Origin of the sequence: Sphingomonas melonis (assembly GCF_013409985.1) — a bacterium.
GTDB classification, from domain to species: Bacteria; Pseudomonadota; Alphaproteobacteria; order Sphingomonadales; family Sphingomonadaceae; genus Sphingomonas; species Sphingomonas melonis_A.
The window spans coordinates 40,022-65,260 of sequence record NZ_JACCBY010000004.1 but is presented as its reverse complement, the minus strand read 5'-3'; the positions used below and the strand labels follow the sequence as shown (position 1 = coordinate 65,260).

At 65.3% G+C, this 25,239-nt stretch carries 25 protein-coding genes; 14 read left to right on the top strand and 11 right to left on the bottom strand.

The features are described from left to right. Window positions 1–30 precede the first annotated feature (30 nt). Together HD841_RS13855 and HD841_RS13850 are read left to right on the top strand one after the other, a co-directional pair. A complete protein-coding gene (locus tag HD841_RS13855) occupies window positions 31–1,635 on the top strand; it encodes a flavin monoamine oxidase family protein (protein WP_179509489.1) in 1,605 nt (534 codons plus the stop codon). A 76-nt stretch (window positions 1,636–1,711) separates the two neighbouring features. Then, window positions 1,712–2,194, top strand: coding sequence for a RidA family protein (locus HD841_RS13850; protein WP_373563026.1), 483 nt, complete (start codon window positions 1,712–1,714; stop codon window positions 2,192–2,194). Window positions 2,195–2,932: 738 nt separating this feature from the next. Here the strand turns inward: HD841_RS13850 and HD841_RS13845 are convergent. Further along, window positions 2,933–5,224, bottom strand: coding sequence for a PAS domain S-box protein (locus HD841_RS13845; RefSeq protein WP_179509487.1), 2,292 nt, complete (start codon window positions 5,222–5,224; stop codon window positions 2,933–2,935). Between the two features lie 134 nt (window positions 5,225–5,358). On the opposite strand from HD841_RS13845, the gene HD841_RS13840 reads away from it, so the two are divergent. The 7 genes from HD841_RS13840 (at window position 5,359) to HD841_RS13810 (ending at window position 12,073) form a co-directional block, all read left to right on the top strand. Continuing rightward, the gene (locus tag HD841_RS13840) at window positions 5,359–6,534 is read left to right on the top strand and encodes a zinc-dependent alcohol dehydrogenase (RefSeq protein ID WP_179509486.1); all 1,176 of its coding nucleotides are present in this window, start codon (window positions 5,359–5,361) and stop codon (window positions 6,532–6,534) included. A 12-nt stretch (window positions 6,535–6,546) separates the two neighbouring features. Continuing rightward, the gene (locus tag HD841_RS13835; RefSeq protein WP_179509485.1) at window positions 6,547–7,134 is read left to right on the top strand and encodes a hypothetical protein; all 588 of its coding nucleotides are present in this window, start codon (window positions 6,547–6,549) and stop codon (window positions 7,132–7,134) included. 38 nt (window positions 7,135–7,172) lie between these two features. After that, complete coding sequence (locus HD841_RS13830) at window positions 7,173–7,688, top strand: SRPBCC family protein (RefSeq protein WP_179509484.1); 516 nt, start codon at window positions 7,173–7,175, stop codon at window positions 7,686–7,688. Between the two features lie 11 nt (window positions 7,689–7,699). Beyond that, window positions 7,700–8,863 carry a zinc-dependent alcohol dehydrogenase gene (locus HD841_RS13825; RefSeq protein ID WP_179509483.1) on the top strand — a complete coding sequence of 388 codons (1,164 nt, stop codon included), beginning with the start codon at window positions 7,700–7,702 and terminating at the stop codon, window positions 8,861–8,863. A gap of 40 nt (window positions 8,864–8,903) precedes the next feature. Beyond that, window positions 8,904–10,034 carry an SMP-30/gluconolactonase/LRE family protein gene (locus HD841_RS13820; protein ID WP_179509482.1) on the top strand — a complete coding sequence of 377 codons (1,131 nt, stop codon included), beginning with the start codon at window positions 8,904–8,906 and terminating at the stop codon, window positions 10,032–10,034. Beyond that, window positions 10,031–10,897, top strand: coding sequence for an aldo/keto reductase (locus tag HD841_RS13815; protein ID WP_373563025.1), 867 nt, complete (start codon window positions 10,031–10,033; stop codon window positions 10,895–10,897). The genes HD841_RS13820 and HD841_RS13815 overlap by 4 nt, the downstream gene beginning before the upstream one ends. A 72-nt stretch (window positions 10,898–10,969) precedes the next feature. Beyond that, entirely contained in the window at window positions 10,970–12,073 is a 1,104-nt protein-coding gene (locus HD841_RS13810) for an ion channel (protein WP_179509481.1), read from the top strand. 164 nt (window positions 12,074–12,237) lie between these two features. On the opposite strand, the gene HD841_RS13805 is transcribed toward HD841_RS13810, so the two are convergent. Continuing rightward, window positions 12,238–12,852, bottom strand: coding sequence for a TetR/AcrR family transcriptional regulator (locus HD841_RS13805; protein ID WP_179509480.1), 615 nt, complete (start codon window positions 12,850–12,852; stop codon window positions 12,238–12,240). Between the two features lie 80 nt (window positions 12,853–12,932). On the opposite strand from HD841_RS13805, the gene HD841_RS13800 reads away from it, so the two are divergent. Together HD841_RS13800 and HD841_RS13795 are read left to right on the top strand one after the other, a co-directional pair. Continuing rightward, window positions 12,933–13,868, top strand: a complete 936-nt coding sequence (locus tag HD841_RS13800) for an SDR family oxidoreductase (RefSeq protein ID WP_179509479.1) — start codon at window positions 12,933–12,935, stop codon at window positions 13,866–13,868. A gap of 58 nt (window positions 13,869–13,926) precedes the next feature. Beyond that, a complete protein-coding gene (locus tag HD841_RS13795) occupies window positions 13,927–14,658 on the top strand; it encodes an SDR family oxidoreductase (RefSeq protein ID WP_218845565.1) in 732 nt (243 codons plus the stop codon). Between the two features lie 199 nt (window positions 14,659–14,857). Here HD841_RS13795 and HD841_RS13790 read toward each other — a convergent pair whose 3' ends face one another. Continuing rightward, on the bottom strand, window positions 14,858–15,205 hold the full coding sequence (locus HD841_RS13790; RefSeq protein WP_179509478.1) for a lysozyme inhibitor LprI family protein: 348 nt from the start codon (window positions 15,203–15,205) through the stop codon (window positions 14,858–14,860). A gap of 128 nt (window positions 15,206–15,333) precedes the next feature. Next, window positions 15,334–16,173 (bottom strand): helix-turn-helix transcriptional regulator, encoded by an 840-nt coding sequence (locus tag HD841_RS13785; RefSeq protein ID WP_179509477.1) that lies wholly within the window; start codon window positions 16,171–16,173, stop codon window positions 15,334–15,336. A 96-nt stretch (window positions 16,174–16,269) separates the two neighbouring features. Here HD841_RS13785 and HD841_RS13780 point away from each other — a divergent pair, with 96 nt between their 5' ends. Continuing rightward, a complete protein-coding gene (locus tag HD841_RS13780; protein WP_179509476.1) occupies window positions 16,270–17,172 on the top strand; it encodes an SDR family oxidoreductase in 903 nt (300 codons plus the stop codon). Here HD841_RS13780 and HD841_RS13775 read toward each other — a convergent pair. From HD841_RS13775 to HD841_RS20875, 4 genes are all read right to left on the bottom strand, one after another. Next, window positions 17,148–18,716 carry an FAD-dependent monooxygenase gene (locus HD841_RS13775; RefSeq protein ID WP_179509475.1) on the bottom strand — a complete coding sequence of 523 codons (1,569 nt, stop codon included), beginning with the start codon at window positions 18,714–18,716 and terminating at the stop codon, window positions 17,148–17,150. The two genes, HD841_RS13780 and HD841_RS13775, sit on opposite strands and share 25 nt — an antisense overlap. A gap of 384 nt (window positions 18,717–19,100) precedes the next feature. Beyond that, window positions 19,101–19,889, bottom strand: coding sequence for an SDR family oxidoreductase (locus HD841_RS13770; RefSeq protein ID WP_179509474.1), 789 nt, complete (start codon window positions 19,887–19,889; stop codon window positions 19,101–19,103). Then, entirely contained in the window at window positions 19,886–20,044 is a 159-nt protein-coding gene (locus tag HD841_RS20880) for a hypothetical protein (RefSeq protein ID WP_306455784.1), read from the bottom strand. Before HD841_RS20880 ends, HD841_RS13770 begins: the two co-directional genes overlap by 4 nt. Window positions 20,045–20,054: 10 nt before the next feature. After that, complete coding sequence (locus HD841_RS20875; RefSeq protein WP_306455783.1) at window positions 20,055–20,213, bottom strand: hypothetical protein; 159 nt, start codon at window positions 20,211–20,213, stop codon at window positions 20,055–20,057. 95 nt (window positions 20,214–20,308) lie between these two features. On the opposite strand from HD841_RS20875, the gene HD841_RS13760 reads away from it, so the two are divergent. Beyond that, complete coding sequence (locus HD841_RS13760; protein ID WP_179509473.1) at window positions 20,309–21,202, top strand: LysR family transcriptional regulator; 894 nt, start codon at window positions 20,309–20,311, stop codon at window positions 21,200–21,202. Window positions 21,203–21,374: 172 nt separating this feature from the next. Here HD841_RS13760 and HD841_RS13755 read toward each other — a convergent pair whose 3' ends face one another. Next, window positions 21,375–21,674, bottom strand: a complete 300-nt coding sequence (locus HD841_RS13755; RefSeq protein ID WP_257015572.1) for a UBP-type zinc finger domain-containing protein — start codon at window positions 21,672–21,674, stop codon at window positions 21,375–21,377. Between the two features lie 196 nt (window positions 21,675–21,870). Next, entirely contained in the window at window positions 21,871–23,061 is a 1,191-nt protein-coding gene (locus HD841_RS13750; protein WP_257015571.1) for an MFS transporter, read from the bottom strand. A gap of 99 nt (window positions 23,062–23,160) precedes the next feature. Here HD841_RS13750 and HD841_RS13745 point away from each other — a divergent pair, with 99 nt between their 5' ends. Then, on the top strand, window positions 23,161–24,048 hold the full coding sequence (locus HD841_RS13745) for a LysR family transcriptional regulator (RefSeq protein ID WP_218845564.1): 888 nt from the start codon (window positions 23,161–23,163) through the stop codon (window positions 24,046–24,048). A 264-nt stretch (window positions 24,049–24,312) separates the two neighbouring features. Here the strand turns inward: HD841_RS13745 and HD841_RS13740 are convergent, their stop codons facing one another. After that, a complete protein-coding gene (locus HD841_RS13740; RefSeq protein ID WP_179509471.1) occupies window positions 24,313–25,086 on the bottom strand; it encodes an alpha/beta fold hydrolase in 774 nt (257 codons plus the stop codon). Window positions 25,087–25,239: the final 153 nt, after the last annotated feature.

Sequence of the window (25,239 nt, the reverse complement as noted above, 5' to 3'; positions counted from 1 at the left end):
TCCACGATCATACCGGATGGGGATCAAGCCATGGTGACACGCAGGATGATTTTGGGCCGGCTCGGGTTGATGGGCGGGCTGAGCGCGACGTTGGGGGCGATGCAGGCACTGAACCTGGTCGGCACGGCGCAGGCGCAGGATATGAGCGGGCTGACCCCGACGCTGGGCAAGGGGCGGCATGTCGTCGTGCTCGGCGCCGGCATCGCCGGCCTTACCTCCGCCTACGAACTGGAGCAGGCGGGATTCCTGGTGACGCTGCTGGAGGCACGTACCCGCGTCGGTGGCCGCGCCTGGACGGTGCGCGACGGCGATCGGATCGAGATGAACGGCGAGGCGACGCAGACCGCAAAATTTTCCGATGGCGTCTATTTTAACGCCGGCCCGGCGCGTATTCCTAGCTTCCATCAGGGCTTGCTCGGATACGCCAAAAAGTTCAGCGTGGCGCTGGAGGTGGAGGTTAATTCCAGCCGCTCGGCCTATGTCATGGCTGACGACGGGTCGAAGATCCGGATGCGCACGGCGATCAACGACATACGCGGGCGGATCGCCGAACTGCTGGCGAAGGCGATCGGCAGGGGTACGCTCGATACCGAATTGACCGCGGTCGATCGCGAGAAACTGATGCCGTTCCTCAAGGCCTATGGTGACCTCGGCGCAGACGGCCGCTTCACCGGCACGGAACGGTCGGGCTTCGGCACCGCGCCGGGTGCGGGCGTCACCTTCGCCTCGCCGTCGACCGCGATGCCGCTCGACCAGCTGCTCGCCAACCAGCGATTGCCGATGACGCTGTTCGAAGACAATCTCTACATGCAGGCGACCATGTTCGAGCCGGTGGGCGGCATGGATCGCATCCACGCCGCGATGGACAATGCACTGCGCCGTCCCGCCCTGCGCGGTGCCGAGGTGACGCGCATCCGCCAGCGGTCAAGCGATGTTGAGGTGGTCTATCGCGACAAGGCGAGCGGCGCGACCGAGACCGTGGTGGCGGACTATCTGATCTGCACGATCCCGTTCCCGGTGCTGGCCGGGATCGACACCAACTTTTCGCCAAAGCTCAAAAAGACGATCGCCGGCGTCGTCTACGATTATTCCAACAAGGTGGCGTTCGAGAGCCCACGCTTCTGGGAAAAGGAGCAGATCTACGGCGGCATTTCGTTCGTCGGCGGACCTACCACGCTGGTCTGGTATCCGTCCGCTGGGTTGCACAGCGAACGCGGCATGCTGCTCGGCTGCTATTCGTCCGGTCCCAATGCGGCGGAGTTCCAGAAGCGACCAATCGCCGAACAGATCGCGTTCAGCCGCAGCGTGATAGACAAGCTGCATCCGGGGCATGGCGCGGACCTGGTCAACGGCATCGCGGTCAATTGGAACAAGATCCCGTACAGCCTGGGTCCGTGGCCCGACTGGAACGCCGGTAGCGCCAATGGCCGGCAGGAGGGGCATATCGACACCGAAGCCTATCGCTTCCTCCAGGCACCGGAAGGCCGGGTGTATTTCGCCAGCGCGGCGCTCAGCCAGACGCCCGGCTGGCAGGAGGGCGGTATCCAGTCGGCGCGCGCCCAGGTGCTGGCGCTCGCCAGGCGGGTCACCGCGCAGGCGCTGGTGACGCCGACCCCGATCGGTCGCGCGGCGTGAGTGATGCTTGTGGTGCCCCGTTTGCCGGGGCCCGACCTTTAAAAGGAGAATTGATGTCATGACCCATCCTATCCGCGTGGCGATCCTCGCTTTCACCGCGTTAGCCGCACCCGCAGGCGCGCAGCTGGTCGAGAAGCACGCTAACACCCCGGCCGGCCTCATCCTGCAATCGGTGACGGTGAAGCCCGGTGCGACGACGTTGTACCTCAGCGGGCAGCTTGCGGCGCCGCTCGATCCGGCCAGCAAGGTCCCGGCGGCGCAACTGACAATCGCCGATTTCGGCGATACCAGGACCCAGACGATCAGCGTGTTGAACAAGATCAAGGTGATCCTGAAACAGCGCGGCTATGCGATGAGCGACATCATTAAGCTGACCGTATTCGTCGCCGGCGATCCCAAGCTGAGCGGCAAGATGGACTTCGCGGGCATGAACGAAGGCTTCAAGCAGTTCTTCGGGACCGCCGAGAACCCCGGCACGGTTGCTCGATCGACGGTGCAGGTCGCCGCTCTCGCGGGTCCCGCCTTTCTCGTCGAGATAGAGGCGACAGCGGCTAAATAGGCTAGTCACAGCTATGGCAGCAGCGAAGGCGCAATAGCCCCGCTTGATATATCGAGGTTGATTATGGTTATGTGTTATTTGCCACAAGATATCATGGTACACTTGGAGCAATAATGTCCGGGTCGCATCGATGAAGCGCTGCAGCAACGCTTCGGCATAAGCTACAATACTCTGAAGAAGATCGAGCGCGGAAATGCCGTCCGCCATTCTGTCGCACAACGCCTTATCGATCGGATCAGGGCAGAACGTTTGGACGCCGAATGACTGTCCTGGAGCTTGGCAATTCGCTTCCTGAACGAACGGCTGGAAGTGGGAAGCTCCAACAGCGTCTGGAGCGTCCAGGTTTGGGTCATAGCCGACAGCTATAAATCGATTAGCACGCCGCGAGCTACGTGTGCGGAACCTCAAGCGACTTTCAAGGCGCAGCCGGTACGCGGCTGGCGGTGTTCTCCCCTGGGACGGCGTCCAGGGGACACGAACTACGACCCTCGACAGCTCCCATCCCTGATCGGTCGACGTGAAGCCGTGCCAGTTCAAGATGGGCATGGCGCGCACAGTCGCTCGTAGCCGAGCCGGCTCGTTCGACCTCTTCTCTCGCGCGGATCTGATGATAATCATAGATCGAGCGGGTCACGTCAGCCTCCAGGGTGAACATCGGCCGGCCGCGGGTCGAAGCCGGTTGCGCGGGGCAGGAACATCGATGTCTCCGACCCTCGAGCGCTGGCATCCGGACGGTTCCTAAGTAGGCCTGCTCTCGTCCTCACCACCTTCAGCAGCGGGCACGATGCCGGCGGCCAGTGCGATCTGGAGGAGTTCCGTCAGGCTGCGTGCGTTCAGGCGGTTCATCACCTGCGCTCGGTGAATCTCCACGGTGCGTGGGCTGATCCCGAGCTTCTGGCCGATGATCTTGTTAGTGCCTCCATCGACCAGTCCCACGAGCACCTCCCTCTCGCGCGTCGTCAATCTGGCAATGCGGGCACCCGCAATCGCATCACCCGACGCCGGCTTCGCTGCTCCATGACACTCCGCCATCGCGCTCGCGAGGGTCGCGCGGAGCGTGGCTTCATCCTTCACAACGACATAGTCGATCGCGCCCGCCTTCATCGCCCCGACGGCCGCCGACGCATCCATGCCCGGACCGTCCAGCGCGATCGTCGGCAGTGCCACCGAGCGCGCCTTCAGCTCTCGGGGAACCGAAAGCGCGTCGTTCCTTCCTTTGCGAAGATCGATCAGCACACAGCCCGGTGAGAGGACCGCGGCCATGTCCAGAAATGCCGACGCGCTCTCGAACGATCGCGCGCGATAACCAATCGTGCGGACGAGCGTCCCCAGCTTGCGCGCCTCTGCCGCCCTGGAGCTTACGATATAAACTTGGCGGACGTCGTCTTGGGTCAGGTCTTCGGTGATCCCGCCGATCCGCGTCACGGCACCCGTGTCATTAGGGATGGGGAAGCTGGTATCACGAAGCCAGCGGATCGTGCCATTGCTGGGGCGGATGATCCTGTACTCGAATTGGGTGACCTCGCCTTCCTTCACGCTTGCGAGGGCATGTTCGACCTGTTGCCGGTCGTCGGGGTGAACGTCCTTCATCCATTCGGACAAGCGGTTAGGGGCGTCTCGACAAGGCACGCCCCAGATCCTCTCGTAAGCGGCGCTGCGATAGATGATCGTGCCCTCTGCCGGATCGCCGATCCAGATGAGGTTGCTGCTATGCGCGGCAAAGCTGCGGAACTGGGCTTCGCTGATCCGGATCGCGGTTTCGACGCGGCGCTGAGCGGTGACGTCGATCGCCGCACCGATGAAGCCGACCGCCCGCCCGTCGGCGAAGGTCGCCTGGCCCGACGTGGCGATATTCCGCGTGACGCCGTCATCGCGCCCGATCACGCGGTATTCTACATTGTAGCGGCCATCACCTGCCGGGTCGATGCATGCGGCAATGGCGCTCTGCACGCGCGGCAGGTCATCCGGGTGGATGCCGGCTTCGTATACGCCGGTGTCGACGGCCGCATCCGGGGGGAGGCCCCACATGGCGCGGAGGCGATCATCCCACTGGAGATCGCCAGTCACAGGGTTCCATGAGTATATTCCAAGGCCGACGAGATCGGTGGCGGCGCGCAAACGCGCCTCGCTCTCTCTCAGCGCTTCCTCGAACGCGCGACGTTCACGTGTGTCGCGGGATACGCCGATGACCAGCTCGACCGTTCCATCGTCGGCGCGGACAGGGCCCCACAGGTAAGCAAAATAGCCGGCGTAGCCGGTCGGACTGTTGAAGTAGACCTCGTCTTCGACCGTCTCGCCTGTCTCGAATATCTTGTCGATGTGGCTGTTGAGTAGCTCTACGAGCTCCGGCGGGTAATCCAGATTGGCCAAGGTCTTGCCGAGCATCTCCTCGGCTGAGCGTCCGAACAGTCCCAACATCGCAGGATTGGCGTAGGTGAAGCGACGCTGGCGGTCGAAGGCGTAAACGAAGTCAGGGATCGACGACAGTTTCGCCTCGAAAAAGCGGGCTTGTCGGCCAAGCACCGCTCCCGCCGCCTCGATCCGTTCAGATGCTCGCCTGAGATCATCCACGTCCTGAACGACGAGGATGGCCTGATCGGCGTCCTCGCCCTTGGGACGAAACGGCACCGCACTGATCCGAACCCATCGCTCGGCCGCATCCGGGGCTTCATAGAGGAAGTCGATCCCGGGCATAACCGTCTCGCCACGGAGCGCCCGCGCCTCCGGATAATTTTCTGGGGGGACCGCGCGAGCGTCGCGGTCGTAAGCACGCCAACGCCGCGAGCCGGCCAGCCCGCGTGAGGGGAGGGATGTCAGGTCGGCATAGTCACGCAGGCGCTGGTTTGAATGGATCAGCTCGCCGCCGCGGTCATAGACGCCGACTGCCAGCGGAAGGTTGTCCAGCACCGAGGCTAGCAATGCTTGCTGCTCGTGAAGTGCGCGCTCTGCCCGCTGGCGTGCAGCCACCTCCTCATCGGACCTTGTCTCGCTATCCTTCGATGCGACCGCTGGCGGCGACTTGTCCGGCATGGTGCCGGCTCTCCTTAAGTCATGCCGACGAAGCGGCAACGGCTCGGCTCTGAGGGAAGTTCCCTAGGGATCGTCCGTATGCCCGCCGACCGCCATCCCGCCGAAGGTGGTCTCGTCCACCCGAGGAGATCGGCATGAAGGCCCTAGTCTGGCACGGCAAGGAGGATATCCGTTACGACACGGTGTCCGATCCGGCTATCGAGCATCCCCGTGATGCGATCATCAAGGTGACGAGCTGCGCAATCTGCGGTTCCGATCTTCACCTCTTCCACAATCTCGTCCCGGCGATGCTGCCCGGCGACATCATGGGCCATGAGACCATGGGCGAGGTCGTCGACGTGGGCAGCGCCGCGAAGGGCACGCTCAAGAAGGGCGACCGCGTCGTGATCCCATTCACGATCCAGTGCGGTGAGTGCGACCAGTGCCTGCGCGGCAACTTCTCGGTGTGCCAGCGGACAAACCGCAAGGGCGAGCTGGGCGATAAGGCGTTCGGCCACCGGACGGCAGGCCTGTTCGGTTATACGCACCTGACCGGTGGCTATCCCGGCGGGCAGGCCGAATATCTGCGGGTCCCCTTCGCCGACACCACGCACATCAAGGTGCCGAACGGCATCGACGACGAGAAGCTGCTGTTCCTGTCGGACATCCTGCCGACCGGCTGGCAGGCCGCCGTGCAGGCAGACATCCAGCCCACCGACACGGTGGCGATCTGGGGCTGCGGTCCCGTCGGCCAGATGGCGATCCGCTCGGCGATCCTTCTCGGCGCCGAGCAGGTGGTCGCCATCGACTATCTGCCCGAGCGGCTGTCGATGGCGGCGGCGGCCGGTGCGATCACAATCAACTTCAAGGAGGAGAGCGTCGTCGACCGGCTCAACGAACTGACCGATGGCCAGGGCCCGCACAAATGCATCGATGCCGTCGGCACCGAGAGTCATGTCAGCTTCGGTCAGCCCGACACGGTGCTCGACCGCGCCAAGCAGATGCTGATGATGGAGAACGATCGGCCTCACGTGCTGCGCGAGATGATCTACGTCTGTCGTCCAGCCGGCGTGATTTCGGTCATCGGCGTCTACCTTGGCCTAGTCGACAAGATCCCGATGGGGCAGGCGATGAACAAGGGCCTGACCTTCCGCATGGCGCAGGCGCATGTCCCGCGCTGGACGGGAGACCTGCTGCGCCGGATCGAGGAAGGGCAGATCGATCCGTCCTTCGTGATCACCCACAAGGTCGATCTCTCCCAAGGTCCTGAGATGTACGCCAAGTTCCGCGACAAGGCGGACGGCTGCATCAAGGTCATGCTCCAGCCCTGAAGGAGGCACGTGATGCCGCTTACGAACCTTACCAGGATCGCCCGCTCAGAGGGCGACCCCCGCGTCGAGCGCAAAGGCCCAAGCTCGCTCAGTGGCGCCGACCGGCTGGCCCGCGCGCTCGGCTGGTTCTCGATCGGGCTCGGCGTAGCCGAACTCGTCGCGCCGGGCCGCATCGCGCGCAATCTCGGACTCGACGGCAAGGAGGGACTGATACGAGCTTACGGCGCGCGCGAGCTGGCGAGCGCAGTCCCGACCTTGTCGGTCGACAAGCCGATAGGGCTTGCCGCCCGGATCGGGGGCGACGCACTCGATCTGGCAACGCTCGCCACCGCGCTCCACCCCGACAACCCCAAGCGCCGCAACGCCGCTGTTGCGACCGCGATGGTGGCGGGCATCACCCTGCTCGACGTCATCGCCTACACCGGCGTGAAGGCCGCGCACCGCCGGCCGCCCGGCAGCGACCGCGACTATTCGGATCGCAGCGGATGGCCACGGGGCGTGCAGGCTTCTCGCGGCCTTGCCCGCAAGGACTTCGAGACGCCACCGGATTATCGGGCAGAGGGCACCGTTGCGAACGCGCTCCCCGTAGTGGCCGCATAGCTACACCGTCTCTTGCGTGGCAGCAGAAGGAATTTCCCATGAACGCCGTTGCACCCGACGCGTCGCTTGATGCCGGCGCACGCACTGCCATCACGATCGGCAGGCCCGCCGACGAACTTCGCGCACTCTGGCTGCGGCCAGATGTTCAGGCCAAGGTCTGGGCGCATTTCGCCGATGTGACGGCGTTGGACGATCGCACCGCGGAGTGGGTCGCCCACGGTCCGGCAAAAGGAGAATACCGGTGGCGCACCGTGATCGCAGAGACCAGGCCGGACGAAGTCCGATGGTCGACCCTGGGGGGCGCCGACGTGCCGAATGCCGGCGCCCTGACCTTTCGGCCGGCACCCGGCGATCGCGGGACGGAACTGCACCTCGACGTGCGGTTCGATCCTCCGGGAGGCGTGGTCGGGGACGCCGTCAGCAAGCTGTTCCACATCGTGCCGCGCGAGATCGTGCTGAAGGCGCTCTACAGGTTTCGCGCCCTCGCGCTCACCGGCGAGATCCCGACCACCGATCCCCAACCCGCTGCCCGCAACGGCGGCACCGACCAGTAGGAACCAATCACATGCGCGCATTATGCTGGAACGGCGTCAACGATCTCCGGGTAGAATCGGTTGCTGACCCCGAGATCATCAACCCGAACGACGTGATCCTCAAGGTCCGGCTTTCGACGACCTGCGGATCGGACCTGCACCTGATCGACGGCCTGATCCCGACGATGCGAGCCGGGGACGTTCTCGGTCACGAGTTCATGGGCGAGATCGTTGATGTCGGGCGCGAGGTGACCAACGTGAAACGTGGCGATCGCGTCGTCGTGCCCTCGTTCATCGCCTGCGGGAACTGCTGGTATTGTGCGCACGATCTCTACTCGCTGTGCGACACGACCCATCCGAAGCCCGAGCTTCAGGAGCCGCTTCTGGGCTATCCGACGGCTGGCATCTACGCTTATTCTCACGCCTTCGGCGGCTATGCGGGCGCGCACGCCCAATATGTCCGCGTGCCGTTCGCCAACACGGACTGCTTCGTGGTGCCCGATGGCGTGTCGGACGAGGCGGCCCTGTTCATCTCCGACGCCGCACCGACGGGCTTCATGGGCGCGGACTTCTGCAACATCCAGCGGGGTGATGTGGTCGCGGTCTGGGGTTGCGGCGGTGTCGGCCTTATGGCGCAGCAAGGCGCGATGATCCTCGGTGCCGAACGCGTGATAGCGATTGATCGTTATCCAGAGCGACTCGCGCAGGCTGCGGCGTTCGGCGCCACCACCCTCGACTATACGCAGGTGGACGTTATAGACGCGCTGAAGGAACTGACCGGCGGCCGTGGGCCGGACGCCTGCATCGACGCGGTCGGCATGGAAGCGGACGGCACCGGGCTGCAGCACGCCTATGATCGCGTGAAGCAGGCGCTCTATATGGAAACGGATCGCGGGACCGCGCTCCGGCAGGCGATGCTGGCGGTGCGCAAGGGCGGCACGCTAGTAATCCTCGGCGTCTACGGCGTAATGGACAAGTTTCCGCTCGGCCTGCTCATGAACAAGGGCGTTACAGTTCGGACTGCGCAGCAACACGGACAAGCCTATGTTCCGCGTCTGCTCGAACACGCGCAGCGCGGTGAACTGACGCCCGCTGCCCTCGCTACGCACCGCTTCTCGCTCGAGGACAGCCCCAAGGGGTATCACATGTTCAAGCACAAGGAAGACGGTTGCGTGCGCGCTGTTTTCGCGCCCTGAGAGTTCATCGGCTGATGCAGTCAACCACGCAGAGGTGATCATGACCAGGCTCACAGTCGCGTCCGCCGCAGTGGCGATGACGATCCTCGCCACTGCCTCCCTTGCACAGGAGCGGACCGCTCCAGGCCAGGAAACAGTGCGCCTCACGCAGGTCGCCAGCTTCGAGCACCAGGTGACCGGGGTGACCGTCTCGCAAGACGGGCGCGTCTTCGTCAACTTCCCTAGGTGGACGGAGGATGCCCCAATCTCGGTTGCCGAGGTGATGCGTGATGGCCAAATCAGGCCCTACCCCGATGGCGAATGGAACGCCTGGCGCAATGCCAAGAAGAACCAGATGTCTGCCGGAGATCACTTCGTGTGCGTCCAGAGCGTTGTGGCCGATGCCCGCGGCAATCTTTGGGTCGTCGATCCTGCCGCGCCGGCGACTGCAGCCGTTGTGCAGGGTGGGCCCAAGCTCGTCAGGATCGACCTGAAGACGAACAAGGTCGCGCAGGTGATCCGCTTCGACGAGACCGTGGCTCCGCAGGGCAGCTATCTGAACGATGTGCGGTTTTCGCCGGATGGCCGCCATGCGTATCTGACCGATGCCGGAGTCAAAGGCGCGCTCGTCGTCGTCGACCTGCAGACCGGAAAGGCGCGGCGCGTCCTTGATGGCCACCCAAGCACGCAGCCTGAAAAGGACGTGGTGGTGAAAACCGATGGACGGGAGCTGCGCCGCCCGGATGGGCGCGGGGTCGAGTTCGCCGCCGACAGCATCGCGCTCTCCCCCGATGGACGCACGCTCTACTGGAAGGCGCTAACCGGCCGCACGCTCTACCGCATCGCCACCGCCGTCCTGGACGACGCGCGCCTTTCCGAGCAGGCCCTCGCCTCGCGGGTGGAGCGCGCCGCCCAGACTGAGCCGACCGACGGACTTTGGATCGACGGCCGCGGGCGCATGTACCTCAGCGCGATCGAGCAGGACGCGGTGCATGTACGCGACGGGAATCGCATCGCCACCCTCGTCCAAGACAAGCGCCTGCGCTGGCCCGATACCTTCTCGCAGGGACCGGACGGAAGCGTCTACGTCACCAGTTCTCGCATCCAGGACATGAGCTGGTTCAAGCCCGAGAACGGCCCACGCCTCGACACGCAGCTGTGGCGCATTGAGGAAGCAGGAGGGCGACCGTGACGGCGACGCAGGACAGCGTGGGCATGGGGCAACGCCCGTTTGGCGCCCTCGTGCGCGAGGTTCCGGTCATTGGCCAGGGCACATGGTATATCGACGACGCGCACCGGCCCAGCGCCGTGGCCGCGCTGCGCAGGGGCCTCGATCTCGGCATGACGCACATCGACACCGCCGAGATGTACGGCGATGCCGAGGATGTGGTGGGCGAGGCGATTGCCGGCCGCCGCGACGAGCTGCTTCTCGTCTCCAAGGTGCTCCCGAGCAACGCCTCCAGAGCCGGGAAGGTTGCCGCCTGCGAGCGCTCGCTCGCGCGCCTACGTACCGATCGGCTGGACTGCTACCTCCTGCACTGGCGGGGCTCGTATCCGCTGGAGGATACGTTTGGAGCCTTCGAGAGACTGCGCGAGCGGGGCAAGATCCTGTCCTGGGGGGTGAGCAACTTCGACGTTCCCGATCTCGAAGCGGCCTGGGCAGCGGGCGGGGAAGGACGCATCGCTTGCAACCAGGTGCTCCACCATCTGGAGGAGCGTGCGATCGAGCACGCCGTGCTACCCTGGTGCGAGGAGCATGGCGTCGCCACCGTCGCCTACAGCCCCTTCGGTCACGGCAGCTTCCCCGATCCACGCTCGCCCGGCGGTCGCGTGCTGGCGGAGATCGCGGCAAACCACGGTGCGACTATGCGTCAGGTCGCGCTCCGCTTCCTCGTGCGGCGGCCGTCAACTTTCGCGATTCCGAAGGCGTCTAGCGCCGAGCACGCCGCCGACAACGCGGGCGCTGGTGCTCTGCGACTGACAGAAGCCGAACTCGCCCGGATCGACGCGGCATTCCCGCTCGGCCCTCGGCCGCGGCGGCTCCCTATGCTGTAGGCTCAAGCGAGCTCCCCGCTCATCATTCGCCATGACGGCGACGATCCAGACAATCGAGAGGAGCAGCCGGTTATGACGTTCGAACAGCTTATCGGAGCGGCACTGATGCTGCTGTTCCTCACGGACATTTTCCTGACCGTGCTTTACGCGCGGGCTGGAACGGGATTGCTCGCGCCATACTGGACACGAGCGATCTGGGCCGTGCTGCACAGCCTTGCGAAGCTGCTCGGCCGACGTCGTGGCACGGTTCTGTCGCTCGCCGGTCCGCTCATCGTCGTGTCGCTGATCGGCTTCTGGGCGCTCGGGCTGGCGGCTGCTGCGGCGCTTGTCATCCAGCCAGAGCTTGGCACCTCGATCCGTCCATCCAGCGGTGACACCCCGACCGACTTCATCACGGCGCTTCTTGTCGCGGGCAACAGCCTCTCGATCGTGGGCGGCGGCGATTATGCTCCACATACGTCCGGCACCCGCATTCTCTTCCTGATCGACTCGCTTATCGGCGCGTCGGTGCTGAGCCTCGTGCTGAGCTACCTCGTACAGGTCTACTCGGCACTTCGGGAGCGCAATGCGCTGGCGCTGACGATCGACCTGATGGCTGACGGCACGGGTGATGCCGCGGCGATGCTGGCGCGGCTGATGCCGGACGGCGATGCCGACGACGCCGCGAGCGAGCTCGGCAACCTCGTTCGGTCGCTCGCGGCAACGAAGGAGGCGCACCATTTCTATCCGCTGCTGTTCTACTTCCGCTTCGAAGAGCCGCGTTATGCAGTCTCGCGCTTTACCTTTGTCATTCTCGACTTAACGACGCTGATCGACAGCGGGCTTGATCCGCAGCGCTACAGGACGCTTGTAAGCTCGGCACCCGTCTTTGCGCTGAGGCAGGGCGCCTTCATGCTGCTGGAGACGCTCGACCGAAACTTGCCATCCACCAAGAACCAGGCGGCAAACTTACGTGAGACAGGGCGGTGGCGGCAGAGCTACGTAGCCGCAACCAAGACCATGGAGCGCGCAGGTATTTCGGTGCAATCGGACGGCGTAGAGCGTTATGTCGCCGGCCGCGGCAAGTGGGAGCCGCTCGTCCAGCGCGTCGCCCCTTCCCTCGGCTACACGATGGACGAGATCGATGGTCGGTACGCTTTTTCGGAACCGCAGAGCATCGTTGTATCGCCGCATTGATGCCCGACACGTCGGCTTATAAACGGAGATGAACAGGCGTCGGATTTCGGGACGGTACCAAGCGCCATTGAATGGCGGCTTCTGGGTCACGAAGACTTGGCGGTGAGCTGATCGTGCGGGATCCCGGCGAAGCGCGCGCCGTAAGGACGCGCCACTACGCCCGATCACGTTGTGGCGGCGGCGAACTCGGCGGTGACCGCGTCGAACGCGCCCCGAAGCACCTCGTCGAAAGGCCGAGCGCCGCCCTCCTGGTTAAACGTCTCGGACGCGAGGCGCGTCGCTCCGACTGCTACCATCGCCAGCACTCGGAGCCTGGTCTCGCGCGCGGGCTGGGGCCATCGTTCCCTGAGCGCCAAGAAGAGCGCTTCCTCCTGCTGCCGGTAGCTCGCTTGCTTGCGGGCCTGCACCGACGCGCTGCCCCGCATCAGGCGGTCCAGGGCCAGCATGTCTTCGTGCGGGATCGACGCGCAGACGCTCAACGCGGCGTCGCGTACGAGTTCGAAGGCAGAGCTGCCCGGTGACGCGCGGCGAACCTCCGCCGCGATCATCTCGCCAACGTCGCTTTGGAGCGACAGCAGGATGTCGTCCTTGGAGTCGAAATAGTGAAAGAAGGTCCGGCGCGAGATTCCCGAGGCGGCCGCGATTTCCTCCACGGTTGCCCCCTCGAAGCCCTTCTCGATGAACAGGCACACACCGGCGTCCGTGATGCGGCGGAGCGTGTCACGTCGCTTGCGTTCGCGGGCTCCAAGCGACGGGGATGCACCAGAGGAAACGTTCACGAGCAAGCCTTTAACAAAATAGTTGCACCGAGTGCATAGTGCATATTACACCGGGTGCAGATTTGTTGAAAGGCGCAATCATGACCAAGTGGACGCAGGCCGACATACCAGCCCAGCATGGCCGGATAGCGATCGTGACCGGCACCGGGGGGCTGGGGTTTGAAGACGCCCTTGCGCTAACACGTGCAGGAGCGTCGGTTGTTATTGCGGGTAGGAGCGGAGCCAAGGGCGCTGAAGCCTTGAGCAGGATTTGCGCGGCTGTCCCATCGGCGCCGGTCTGCTTCGAGCAGTTGGACCTCGCCAGCCTCACCTCGATTGCGGCGTTCGCCGCCCGCATCTCCGAACGACACGAAGCCGTCGATATCCTCGTCAACAACGCCGGCGTAATGGTGCCGCCTCGTCGCGGGGTCACCGCCGACGGCTTCGAGCTCCAGTTCGGAACGAACTATCTGGGCCATTTCGCTTTGACCGCCCATCTCCTGCCGCTGCTGCGCAGGGACGCGCGGGTGGTCTCGCTGTCGAGCGTCGCCGCGCGCGCCGGCGTCATCGACTTCGACGACCTGAACTCGGCGCGCAGGTACGCGGCAATGAGGGCATACAGCCAGTCAAAGCTCGCCTGCCTGATGTTCGCGCTGGAGCTGCAGAGGCGAAGCGACGCGTTAGGCTGGGGGATCCGCAGCATCGCCTCACATCCGGGGATCGCGCGGACGGACCTGCTGCACAACGGACCTGGTCGCCGCAGCGCCCACGGGCTTGCGAGGACGCTGCTGCCGTTCTTGTTCCAGCCGGCGGACCGCGGGGCGTTGCCGACCCTCTATGCTGCCACAGCGCTAAACGTGGCTAACGGCGCCTACTACGGACCGGATGGCATCGCCGAGGTGCGCGGCCACCCGACGCCCGCGAAGGTGCCGACGCGGGCGATGAACGAGGCGGTCGCCGCGCGCCTTTGGCAGGTTTCCGAGGAGCTTGCCGGCGTCAGCTTCCCGCGCAGCGCTTCGCAGTCGCCAGCAGCGTAGAGCGCGGTCGACGGCCCGCGGGTCCACAATCCCGAGCAGCCAATGAAGGAGAATCCTGATGAATATCGACGGTGCGGTGGTGGCGATCACGGGCGCGAGTGGCGGCATGGGAGAGGCGTCCGCGCGCTACCTCGCGGAGCGGGGCGCCAGAGTAGTGCTGGGCGCCCGGAACGGGGACCGACTCCGCGATGTGGTCAGGGAGATCACCTCAGCCGGGGGCGCGGCGACCCACCTTCCCGTAGACGTACGCCGCCGGGAGGACGTCCGCGCGTTGGCGCAGTGTGCCGTCGCGACCTTCGGACGCCTCGACGTCTTCGTCGCCAACGCAGGCGCCATGCCGATCGGTCCGGTCGACGATCTCGCACTCGACGACTGGGAGACGATGGTCGACGTGAACGTGAAGGGCGTTTTATGGAGCATCGCCGCCGCCCTGCCAATCTTCCGCGAGCAGGGTTCCGGTCACTTCATCGCCGTGGCGTCGACGGCTGCGCGCAAGATCGTGCCGAACATGGCGGTCTATTCGGGCACGAAAGCGGCCGTCGTTGCGATCTGCGACGGCCTCCGACAGGAGTTGGCGGGAGAGCTCCGCGTCACCACGCTGACGCCCGGGTTCACGGCTACAGGCTTCGCGGACCACATCCGTGACGAAGCTCTGCGGGAGCGCATTGCGGCGGGTGGGTCGATAGCGATGCCGCCGGAGACCATCGCACAGGCTATTGCCTACGCCATCGGGCAGCCTGCCGGTGTGAACGTCGGGGAGATCGTGATCAGGCCGACCGCGCAGGCCTAGTCCGGCCAAACTCCCTTAGCATCATATCCCTCGGGATGCCCGTGATGACGCTGAACGTCGTTCAATGCGGAACGTCGAAGGTGATCATACCGGGCCTGCCTTTGATATGAACAAGTATCTGCTTCCGGGAACCGCCGAAATGCGCCTGAACGTCTGGTTGTGGGTCAACACGTCTGGCCATAGGCGAGCTTCGGCGAAATTAGCGGAAGCGCGTCAGCCAGCTAGTCCGGCGGGTGGTCTGCTTTGTCAGGCATGCGGGATGGTTCAACGTCTCGATCGTGCCAACGCCGGGGCGATCGTCAATCGGGCAAGCCGCATCGCGCTTTCTAATCCACACGCGTTGCGATGCGCGCAGAACGGCCCGACGGGCGACCGGAATGCGCTTCATCGCCGCATTATACGTGGCGTTCAGTTGCGCGTCGGCGCGCTGGTAGTCCGCGACGTAACAGGCCGACATGGCCGGGGTCACGCCACTCGCCGCCTCGCCCTCATTGAGGCATCGATCGAGTTGACTGGCGGCGGCAAGGGCAAGTGCGAGGGCTAGCATCGGCAATCTCCGTTGCGCCGTAAACGTCGGGCCGCAGCCGCGGTTGCTCCATCGATGGCCGAACAGATGGTGACAAGGGCGACCAGCGCGGGTTTGAGATCGGTCAGGCCAAGCAGCGCTCGTCAGGATCATTCACCTTGGCGCGCGTCCAGCAGCGCGCGCAGGCGACCGGCGTCGTCGGATGAAGCGGGATTGTAGATAATCATTCCGAGTTCCGGCCTGCCTTCGACGGCGAAAGACGAGAATTCCATCGCGAGTAGCCCTGCGTCGGGATGGTGGATGCGCTTCACGCCGTCCCCGTGTGCGACCACGTCATTGTCCTGCCACAGCGCCTCGAATTCGGCACTGACCCGGCAAAGCTCGGCGATCAGCTTTGTCGCCTCCGCGCTGTTGTTGGCGCCCGCACGTGCTACGTCGGCCCGGAAGGCGCCGACCACGAAACGGGCGATGCTGTCCCAATCCTCGTTCCGTGCGCGGACATGGTCGCTGCCGAACATAAGCCGGAGGATGTTGCGTCCCTCGCGCGGCAGCTTGGCATAGTCCGTCAGCAGGATCGCCGCCGCCCGGTTCCAGCCGACGACGTCCCACATCGCCGTCTTGATGATCGCGGGGCTCAGCGTCATCGCGTCGAGCACGCGCTGCAGACGCGGCGTGATGCCGTCGACTGGTTGGTAGCGTGCCTCGGGCGGACGGCCCAGGCCCAGCATGTAGAGGTGCTCGCGCTCGGGCTCGGTCAGCATCAGGCCCTTGGCGATTCGATCGAGCACGTCGGCCGATGGGGCGCCGCCGCGGCCTTGTTCCAGCCAGGTATACCACGTGGGGCTGATATTGGCCCGGCTCGCCACCTCTTCGCGGCGGAGACCTGGGGTGCGCCGGCGGCCGCCGCCGAACCCGAACGCTGCCGGATCGAGCCGAATACGACGATCGCGCAGATACGTGCCGAGCTGGTTGGGTGCCTTGCTGGCCATGACCGCATCCTGTTGAATGTTATACCACGATAAGGTCACTAGTTTAACAGGGTGCGTAGTGTTGCGAAATAGCCGGGGACAAGAAGGAGACTTTCCATGCGCGTGTTCCTGACCGGCGCGACCGGTTTCATCGGTTCGCACATCATCCCCGAACTGCTCGCCCGCGGCCACGGCGTGCTGGGCCTCACCCGTTCCGATGCAGGTGCCCGGCAACTCGAAGCGGCTGGCGTCGAGGTTCATCGCGGCGACTTGGAGCGCCCCGAGACGCTGGCCAGCGGCGCTGCGGCGGCCGATGCGGTGATCCACTGCGCATTTGACCACAATTTCGAGACCTTCTTCGAAAACACGAAGAAAGACGAGCGCAATATCGCCGCGATGGGCGAGGCTCTGGCGGGGACGCACAAGCCGCTCCTCCTTACGTCCGGGGTGGGCATCGGCACGCCGCTCCAGGGCGGGCCGGCAATCGAGGATGTGCTCAACCCGCACCACGCCAATCCGCGCATTGCGACCGAACTCGCCGGCGCCGCACTGATTGCGCAACGGATAGACGTGCGCACCATCCGGCTTCCGCAGGTGCACGATACCACGAGGGCCGGGCTGATCACGCCGCTGGTCGCCGAAGCGCGCCGCGCCGGAGCGGTGGCGTACGTAGGCGAAGGGCAGACGCGCTGGGCTGCGGCGCACGTCAGCGATGTGGCGAAGCTCTACGTCCTGGCGCTGGAGAGGGGCGAGCCGGGTGCGCGTTATCATGCTTCGGTAGAGGAGGGCATCGCCGCACGCGCCATCGCCGAGGCAATCGGCAAGGGCTCCGGGCTTCCTGTTCGTTCGATTGCGATCGATGACGTCGAGCGATACTTCGGCTGGATGGCACCGTTTGCCGCGCTCGACATGACCGCGTCCAATGCCTGGACGCGGGTGCGATTGGGCTGGGAGCCGTCAGGCCCTGATCTGATCACCGATCTCGCCGCAATGGATTATTCGGCGGGCGCCGCGGCCTGATCGACCATCAGGCCGGATTGGGCAGGGTCACCGAGCCAGCGGGTGATGGCTGGCACCAGCCCGGCGCGATCGGCTTCTCTGCCTGCCCAGGCGACCACCCCGTCGGGTCTGACCAGCAGGGCGGCGGAATCCACAACCGCCGTCGTCGTGCCGGCGAGGTAGCCGAGCTGGTCCGCCCATCCGGCGGCGACCGATCGCAAGGGCTCAGCGGGGTCGAGGTCGATCAGCCATGCTCGCCCGTCACGCAGGACGTCGTTCAGCCGTCGCCCGTTCATGAGCGCGACATCGGGCGCGCTTCGGCCGATCAGCGGATGAACTGCCCCGTCGTCTTCGGATCGCAGCCCAGCACCCCAAACCCGCCCGGCAAAGTAGGTGGCGCCATCGCGCGTTTGCATCAGGGCCCGGACGATCGATCGAAGCGCCGCCGAACCCGGGTCTGGCCGCAGCAGGGCAACCTGTGCCCGTGACCAGTCGAGCACCAGTTCGGCTTGCGGTCGCCGCTCGGCTTCGTAACTGTCCAGCACGGTCGCAGGAGCGCGGCTGGCGATCGTGGCGGCGAGCTTCCAGCCGAGGTTCATCGCGTCGCCCAGCCCGAGGTTGAGGCCCTGTCCTCCGAGCGGGGCGTGCACGTGCGCGGCGTCGCCGGCGAGCAGGACGCGACCCTTGCGGTATTGGGTCGCGAGGAAGGCCCGATCGGTCCACGTCGTCGCGCGGTCGAGGGCCGTCACGGTCACATTGGTGCCCGAGACGCGGCGCAGCACCGTCTCGACATGCTCGCGCGACAGCGGCCCGGCCCGGTGGCGTGTGCCACCGTCGAAATCCACCATCGTGACCGTACCGGGCGGGGCGAACGTGTACATGCCGGTTGCGGTGTGCTGGCGACCCGGCCGCAACGGGGTCGGGTCGGCGAGGCGGAGGGACATTGAATAGCCGGTGAACTCCGGCTCGGTGCCGGCAAAGCCGATCCCGGCGGCCTTGCGTATTGTGCTGCGGCCGCCGTCGCAGCCAACCAGCCACCCGGCACGAAGCCACTTGGTTCCGGTATGGACGACCACGCCGTCCTCGACCTGTTCGAGCCCGTCGACCCCACTATCGTAGCGGATCGTGACGCCGAGCGCTGTCGCCCGTGCCGCCAGCACCGCTTCGATGTCCGCCAAAGCGACGGCCAGCAGCTCGGACGAACCCGCCGCTCGCCACGGCCATGCCGTATCGTCGACCCGATCGCGGAAAAACTGCAAGCCAGCGAAATGGCCGGCGGGACGGCGCGCTCCAACTGTCCAGGGCGCCGCGGCTGCCGTGCCTCTTGCGCTCATCCGGGCCTTCAGAGGCGCAAGAAGGTCACGACGGTCGAGGCTGTCCATTGTCGGCAGCGTCAGGCCGCGCAACCCGAACGGCAGCGCCTTCAGCGGAGATTGCGGCGCAGGAGCGCGCTCGAGCACGAGCACCGAGCAGCCGGCAAGCCGCAGCTCGCACGCCAGGAACAGGCCGACGGGGCCAGCGCCAGCAATGATGACATTGTGTTTGGAATCATGATCGGAAGACATAACAGGCGCTCCTCAGTCGAGTGTTCGACCGGAGCGTTCCTCGTCCAGGCACCCTCGCAGACGAACTGCCGAACGCCCGTCTTGGACGTCCGTTGTTCGTCGTGGGGATCCCGGCCAAGGCCAAAGACCAGAGCTTCCGTTACCAGAAGGGCTTGGGCTGACCACACCAAGCCTGCCTTTTCCGACATGCCCAGTTTAGCGGGACTGAGGCGACTTTCAATCCCGCGTCGAAGGCCGTCGACGACTCTGTTTCTGACACCTGGACAAGGCTGTCCGCTGGATCGTCAGCTAATTAACGAGTGACCGAGGTTGGGAGGCCAGTGAGGCAGCCTGAGTGGCAAGTTGTGGGTCGATGACAACTCTCCGATTTTTATGCCCCAAGAGTTAGACAGTTCGAACCGTTCCGCCATCAATGATGAACTCTGCGCCGTGGATTGCAGCGGCCCGGCGCGAGGCGAGATAGGCAATGAGGTCGGCGACTTCGTGAGGCTCGGCTGCGCGGCCGATCGGGATGCCACCCAATCCATCAAGCACCATTTGCCGCGCTTCCTCGATCGTGCCGCCATTCGCGGCGCGCAGGCGCTGAAGAAACTCGACCGAGGACTCGGTCATGATCCAGCCGGGAGAGACCGCGTTGACCCGCACGCCCCTGGGACCCAGCTCCTTGGAGAGGGACTTGCTGTAGGTCCGGAGCGCGGCCTTAGCGGCGGCGTACGCGGTGGTCGAGTCCGGCAAGGGCAGGATCGACTGGGTCGAGGTGACGTGCACCACCGCCCCGGCCCCGCGCTCGATCATCTGCGGGACCAGGAGGCGATCCAGCCGGACGGTGGCGAGGAGGTTGAGGTTCAGCTCGGCCAGCCAGTGGTCGTCGGTCAGCGCGGCAAAGCCGCCGCCGGGCGCAGACGAGCCGCCGATCACATGCGCTAGGATGTCGATCCCGCCCATCTGATCGAGTGCCGTTTCGGCAAGCGCCTTGCTGCCCTCCGCGGTCGTGAGATCCGCTTGTACGAAGACCGCGTCTCCGACCGGGTCGGCATAACCGCGAGCGGCGGTGATGACCCGTGCGCCCCCGGTCAGGAAGCGCTCGACAGTGGCGCGGCCCAACCCCTTGGTGCCGCCGCTGACGAGCACCCGCTTGCCCGCGAACTCGTTGGGATCGGTCACGACGCTCACAGCTTGATCTCCAGCACGGCGATGGCGTCGTTCTCGAGCGTGAAATCGTAGGTGAAGCGCAACGGGCTGCCCGGGAACGTACCATGGGCCTGGCCCTCCACCACCACTCGTCCCGCCTTGTGTCGGGCGGTCTCGGGCGTGAAGATCGCCTTCACCGGCACGACTTCATGCTCGAACAGGGCGCGCGCTGGCGTGTCCCTCGAAGCGCTTGCCATTGTCGACGATGACGGCGTCGGGCGTGAAGGGCTTCACCATCCCGTCCAGGTCGAGACGGGCGTTCGCGGCGACGAAGTCGGCGATGGGCTTGGGTAGATCGATCGGCATTTTCCGACTCCTTGCGAGGCGAGACATAGCTAGCGCGCTCGATCATTCCTGATAATCAGGGCAAAGCGCCATACGGCGTTGTGGAAAGTGGGATAATGGCGACGCACGGGCTCATCGAATTCGACGCAGTCCTGGCCATTGCACGGCGGGGATCGTTCCGCGCCGCGGCGCTGGAACTCGGGCTGTCGACCACGGCGTTGAGCAACCTGATCGGCAAGCTGGAGCGTCGGCTCGGCGTGCGGCTGTTCAATCGAACGACCCGCAGCGTCTCTTTGACCGATGCCGGACAGACCTTCGTCGACCAGGTGCGGCCGGCGGTCCGGTTGCTGCACGAGGCGATGGGAACGGTGCGCGCGCATCAGGAGACGCCTTCGGGCACGCTGCGAATCAACGCCTTCGCGACCGGCGCGCGCGAGGTCATGCGTCCGCTACTGCTCCCCTTCCTTCACCGCTATCCGCAGGTCCACGTCGATGTCGTCACGGAGGGCCGGATCGTTGATATCGTCGCCGCCGGGTTTGATCTCGGCCTGAGAAGCGCCAACCTTGTGCCGAGCGACATGATCGCGGTGCCGATCGGACCTGCGCGACGCTTTGCCGTGGTCGCGACGCCCGCCTATTTCGAGGCAAACGGCAAGCCCAGCGTCCCACCCGATCTCCTGCGCCACGCCTGCCTGCGCATTCGGCTACCCAACGGGGCGCTGCATCGCTGGCAGTTCGAGAAGGACGGACAACCCTTACAGATCGACGTCGATGGGCCGATCACGCTAGACGAGGCCAGTCTCACGCGGTTCGCCGTTCTGGATGGCATGGGCATCGCCTACGCCATGGAGTCCGACGTGACCGAGGACATCGACGCCGGCCGGCTCGTTCGGGTGCTGGAAGACTGGACGCCTCCTTTGTCACCCGTTTGCCTTTACTATGCCAACCGGCGCAATCCTTCGGCCGCGTTTCGGGCGTTCATCGACATGGCGCGCAGTCTCGCCGCTTGATCAGCAGCTTGACGATCATCGCGTGCGATCGACCGGTCACGCGAGAGCGGGGCCGACACTCTAACAACCTCAACGAACGGACGCCTTCAGGAAGCATCGAAGACGTGCTCGGCGTCGACTTCTGAGTCTTATCGCTCGCCCTACTTCGGTCAGATCGCGACGGGTGACCCGGTCAGTAGTAACGTGGGATTGGACGCGTTTGGTGCGTCTGATCGGGTAGGTCGATGAACTCATCGTCGACGTAGCACCAGCCCCAACCCTCCGGGGGATCGTAGCCTTCGATGATGGGGTGGTGGGTCGCATGGAAGTGCGCTGTTGCATGACGGAGTGGGGACTGGTCGCAGCACCCGACATGGCCACACTCGCGGCAGAGCCGCAAATGAAGCCATTCGCTGCCGATCTTCAAGCATTCCTCGCAGCCGAGCGCGCTTGGCGTGACGGTGCGGATCGTATCGGCGTGTCTGCAGGTCATCATCTGTCCTCCACTGCGAACGGTGCGCCAGCGTCAGTGCAAGCACCACGCCCGCAGCCTGATCCTGTACCTAGTTCCCCCATGACACCTCGACCAGAGAGGCGTCGACGATGTTTCTGGCGTGCCTGCCCGGGCGCAACAGGACGGCCGCGAAGAGTTCAGCCATCGACCCTCCGGCGGTTACGATCCGCATGGTTCAGCCCTCCCGCTTCAGGCCGGCGGACTGGATCACCACGCCGATGGCGGAGAAGACGATGCCAAGCATGACCACCGCCGTCCAGCCGCCGACGTTCCACGCGAGGGTCGCACCGGCGGACCCGGCAGCACCGCCAAGGAACATGGCGCCCATGAAGATGGTATTCAGGCGCGCGCGGGCTTCGGGCCGCAGGGCGTAGACCACATGTTGGTTCGAGACGAGCGCGCTCTGCACCCCGAAGTCCAGCAGGATGACGCCCGCGATCAGGCCCGCGACAGTGCCGAATGCGCCGAACACAGCCCACGCCGCCAGCGTCAGGACAGCGCCGAGCAGGATTACCAGATGCGGCCCGCGACGATCGGCGATGCGCCCGGCCAAGGGCGCCGCGAGAATGCCGACGGCACCGACGATGCCGAACAGGCCGGCGACGTCGGCACCCAGCGAGAAGCGCGGCTCCTGCAGGCGTAGCGCGAGGATGGTCCAGAATGCGCTGAAGCCAGCGAACAGCAGTGCCTGTGTGATCGCTGCCTTCCGCAGGGCAGCAAACTCGGACCAGAGGCCACCTAGCGAACGGATCAACGAGCCATAGGTGTGGGTTGTCTCCGGCGTGCTCTTCGGCAGCAACGCCGCCATGAGCGCGCCGGCGCCCAGCGCCATCGGCGCGCCAAGCCAGAACATCTCGCGCCAGCCGGCGTGGGTTGCGATGAAGCCTGCGAGCGTGCGGCTGAGGAGGATGCCACAGAGGAGGCCGGCCATGACCGTGCCCACGGTCGCTCCCCGCCGCTCCGGGGTGGACAGGTGCGCGGCGAACGGCACGATCTGCTGGGCGACCGTCGAGAGAACACCGACTAGCAGCGAGGCGAGAATGACCATGGTCGCGCCGGGTGCTGACCCGGCGATTGCGAGCGCGACCGCAAGGCCGCCGAACTGGATGATGATCAGGCGCTTGCGCTCGATCAGGTCACCCAACGGGATCAGCAGGAACAGTCCTGCGGCATATCCGAGCTGCGTCGCCGTGGGCACGAGGCTGGTGACAGAGCCGGGGAGGTCCCGCTCCATGATGCCGAGCATCGGCTGGTTGTAGTAGATGTTGGCGACCGCAATGCCCGCTGCCGCCGCCATCGAAAAGTTAAGGGCGGAGCCGAGCCGGTGGCCCGACCCTGCGCCGGCAGCAGGTGCTGTGGTTGTCATGCGGGCCTCCTGGTTATGCGGTGATCTCACTCCATCTGGACCTTGTCGGTGGAAAGCATAAGTAGCGCATCCGGACATGCCGGCTTATCAGGCCACGATATGCTGGATCTCGCCGACCTCGCCGTCCTGATCGAAGCGGTGCAGGAGGGCAGCCTGTCGGGGGCCGGCCGTCGCCTGGGCCTGACCCCGGTTGCAGCGTCGCGACGGCTGGCCGTGCTGGAGGCCGAGGTGGGCGCCAGGTTGGTCCATCGGACCACGCGGTCGCTCTCGCTCACGCCGGAGGGTGAGGCGTTCCTACCCCACGCCGAGGCGATCCTCGCGCATGCCGAGGACGGCCGAGCGGCGGTTTCTGGCGGAGACGAGGAAGCGGGTGGCCTGCTGCGGGTGGCTGCATCGGTTCCGTTCGGACGCAAGATCCTGACACCGATGCTCGTCGGCTTCCTCAACGAACATCAGCGGCTCAAGGTAGAACTGTTGTTGAGCGACGCGGTCGCCGACCTTGCGGCGCAGGGTATCGATGTTGCAGTGCGTTTCGGCGAGCTAAAGGATAGCACTCTCGTCGCGCGCCGATTGGCGAACAATGCACGCGGCCTTTACGCGGCCCCCGCCTACCTGGCGAGCCATCCTGCCCCGACAAGAGTCGTCGAACTGCGAGAGCACGACTGCCTGGCCGTTCCGGCCGCCCGCCAGTGGAGCTTCGAGCACAAGGGGCGTGCCGTCCGCCAGACGGTGGCCGGCCGCTTCGCCGCTGACAGCATGGAGGCGCTGCACGAAGCGGCTTTGCGGGGTTTGGGCATCGTGCAACTTTCGGAATGGAACGTACGCGATGACGTGGCTGCCGGACGGCTCACAGAGATCAGGTTGGCTGACGGTGCCGTGCCTGACCAGGGCATCTGGGCGGTGTTGCCGACGCGTAGGCTTGTGCCGCGGAAGGTCCACCTCTTTCTGGAGGCGCTATCCAGACATCTCTCAACACCGGCTAACTGACCCCATCCTTGAAATGTCGTCCTTCGCGCAGGCGGAGTTTGACGACACCTGCGCAGCCGCATCGGCGATCGCGTTGGCGAGGGCCGCCAGTATCGGCTCCTGTGCGGTATCGCTCTCTCTCCCAACCGAAGGTCTGCGGGCCGGAGTTGGAAAGCAAATGCTGAATGTATGTCCGGAGTTGAGAAGCCTTGGAGAGGCAGCGAGCGGCCGAATCTGGGTCGATGCTGCCATCATCGCGCAATCAAGCCGTCCAGCGGGTGGGCTTTACCTCGTCGCGTCGAGAATGACGGCGACTGTCTCCTCCGGCGTGTCCCACATCGGAAAGTGCCCGCTGCCATCAAACCAGTGCAGCTCGGCGCCGGGAAAGGCTGCCTGCGCGCGCGCAGCCTGTCTGGGGAGGCAGAGCCGGTCGTGCCTGCCCCACCCGATGACGACCCGGCCGGTACCGGCGGCGGCGGGGCCGGACTGCTCAGGTCCCGTGGCAAGGCTCCGGACCAGCGCATCGAATGTCGGCATCTTACTGAGACCTTCCAGCTCAGTCGCGACGGTCTCCCCGTCAAGCGCCCAAGGACGCGCAGAGAGCTGAGCGAGCAGCGCCGTGCGCGACGCTAAGTTCCGGCTCAACGCCGGCAGGCCGGGCCGAATGGCCCGCAGCAAGCGACCGGAGGCGCCGATGGTGGTTCTGAAGAAGGTGCGCTCCCAGCCTCGCCAGAAGCCACCAGGATCAAGCGCGACCACGTTGCCGACGAGTCCGCGCCGCGCGAGCTCAAGTACAATCCGCGCGCCCATGGAACTGCCGACAACATCGACGCCAGACAAGCCAGCCTCCGCGATGTAACGCTCGACGCTGCCGACCAAACCATCAAACGTCCCGCTGTCGGACTCGGCATGGGTAGCCCCATGGCCGGGAAGGTCGACCGCGATGACCTTTCGCGAGGCGCTGAGTGGGTCCAAGACGGTGCTCCACGATTGCCAACTCCCGCCCAGGCCGTGGATCAGAAGCAGCGTGCGTCCAGCGCCTCGCTCAATCGTGTTCATGCCGTCTCCGCCTTGTCGCTGTGGAAAGCTCAACGAGCACAATCGCTTCGCGGGCCCGGCCTTTGTCGGCTGGCGGGCGCTGGAGATCGGCCCTTAGGTCCACGCCGGAAGGCGGTGGGGCCGGGTATGTTTGCCTGTTCCAGAAAAGGGTCC

Bases quoted from the DNA above. Each gene is read 5' to 3' on its own strand.
- HD841_RS13855 (WP_179509489.1), top strand. From the start codon at position 31: ATGGTGACACGCAGGATGATTTTGGGCCGGCTCGGGTTGATGGGCGGG.
- HD841_RS13845 (WP_179509487.1), bottom strand. From the start codon at position 5,224: ATGCCGGACAAGTCGCCGCCAGCGGTCGCATCGAAGGATAGCGAGACA.
- HD841_RS13840 (WP_179509486.1), top strand. From the start codon at position 5,359: ATGAAGGCCCTAGTCTGGCACGGCAAGGAGGATATCCGTTACGACACG.
- HD841_RS13835 (WP_179509485.1), top strand. From the start codon at position 6,547: ATGCCGCTTACGAACCTTACCAGGATCGCCCGCTCAGAGGGCGACCCC.
- HD841_RS13830 (WP_179509484.1), top strand. From the start codon at position 7,173: ATGAACGCCGTTGCACCCGACGCGTCGCTTGATGCCGGCGCACGCACT.
- HD841_RS13825 (WP_179509483.1), top strand. From the start codon at position 7,700: ATGCGCGCATTATGCTGGAACGGCGTCAACGATCTCCGGGTAGAATCG.
- HD841_RS13820 (WP_179509482.1), top strand. From the start codon at position 8,904: ATGACCAGGCTCACAGTCGCGTCCGCCGCAGTGGCGATGACGATCCTC.
- HD841_RS13810 (WP_179509481.1), top strand. From the start codon at position 10,970: ATGACGTTCGAACAGCTTATCGGAGCGGCACTGATGCTGCTGTTCCTC.
- HD841_RS13800 (WP_179509479.1), top strand. From the start codon at position 12,933: ATGACCAAGTGGACGCAGGCCGACATACCAGCCCAGCATGGCCGGATA.
- HD841_RS13795 (WP_218845565.1), top strand. From the start codon at position 13,927: ATGAATATCGACGGTGCGGTGGTGGCGATCACGGGCGCGAGTGGCGGC.
- HD841_RS13790 (WP_179509478.1), bottom strand. From the start codon at position 15,205: ATGCTAGCCCTCGCACTTGCCCTTGCCGCCGCCAGTCAACTCGATCGA.
- HD841_RS13785 (WP_179509477.1), bottom strand. From the start codon at position 16,173: ATGGCCAGCAAGGCACCCAACCAGCTCGGCACGTATCTGCGCGATCGT.
- HD841_RS13780 (WP_179509476.1), top strand. From the start codon at position 16,270: ATGCGCGTGTTCCTGACCGGCGCGACCGGTTTCATCGGTTCGCACATC.
- HD841_RS13775 (WP_179509475.1), bottom strand. From the start codon at position 18,716: ATGTCTTCCGATCATGATTCCAAACACAATGTCATCATTGCTGGCGCT.
- HD841_RS20875 (WP_306455783.1), bottom strand. From the start codon at position 20,213: ATGCCGATCGATCTACCCAAGCCCATCGCCGACTTCGTCGCCGCGAAC.
- HD841_RS13760 (WP_179509473.1), top strand. From the start codon at position 20,309: ATGGCGACGCACGGGCTCATCGAATTCGACGCAGTCCTGGCCATTGCA.
- HD841_RS13755 (WP_257015572.1), bottom strand. From the start codon at position 21,674: ATGACCTGCAGACACGCCGATACGATCCGCACCGTCACGCCAAGCGCG.
- HD841_RS13750 (WP_257015571.1), bottom strand. From the start codon at position 23,061: ATGACAACCACAGCACCTGCTGCCGGCGCAGGGTCGGGCCACCGGCTC.
- HD841_RS13745 (WP_218845564.1), top strand. From the start codon at position 23,161: ATGCTGGATCTCGCCGACCTCGCCGTCCTGATCGAAGCGGTGCAGGAG.
- HD841_RS13740 (WP_179509471.1), bottom strand. From the start codon at position 25,086: ATGAACACGATTGAGCGAGGCGCTGGACGCACGCTGCTTCTGATCCAC.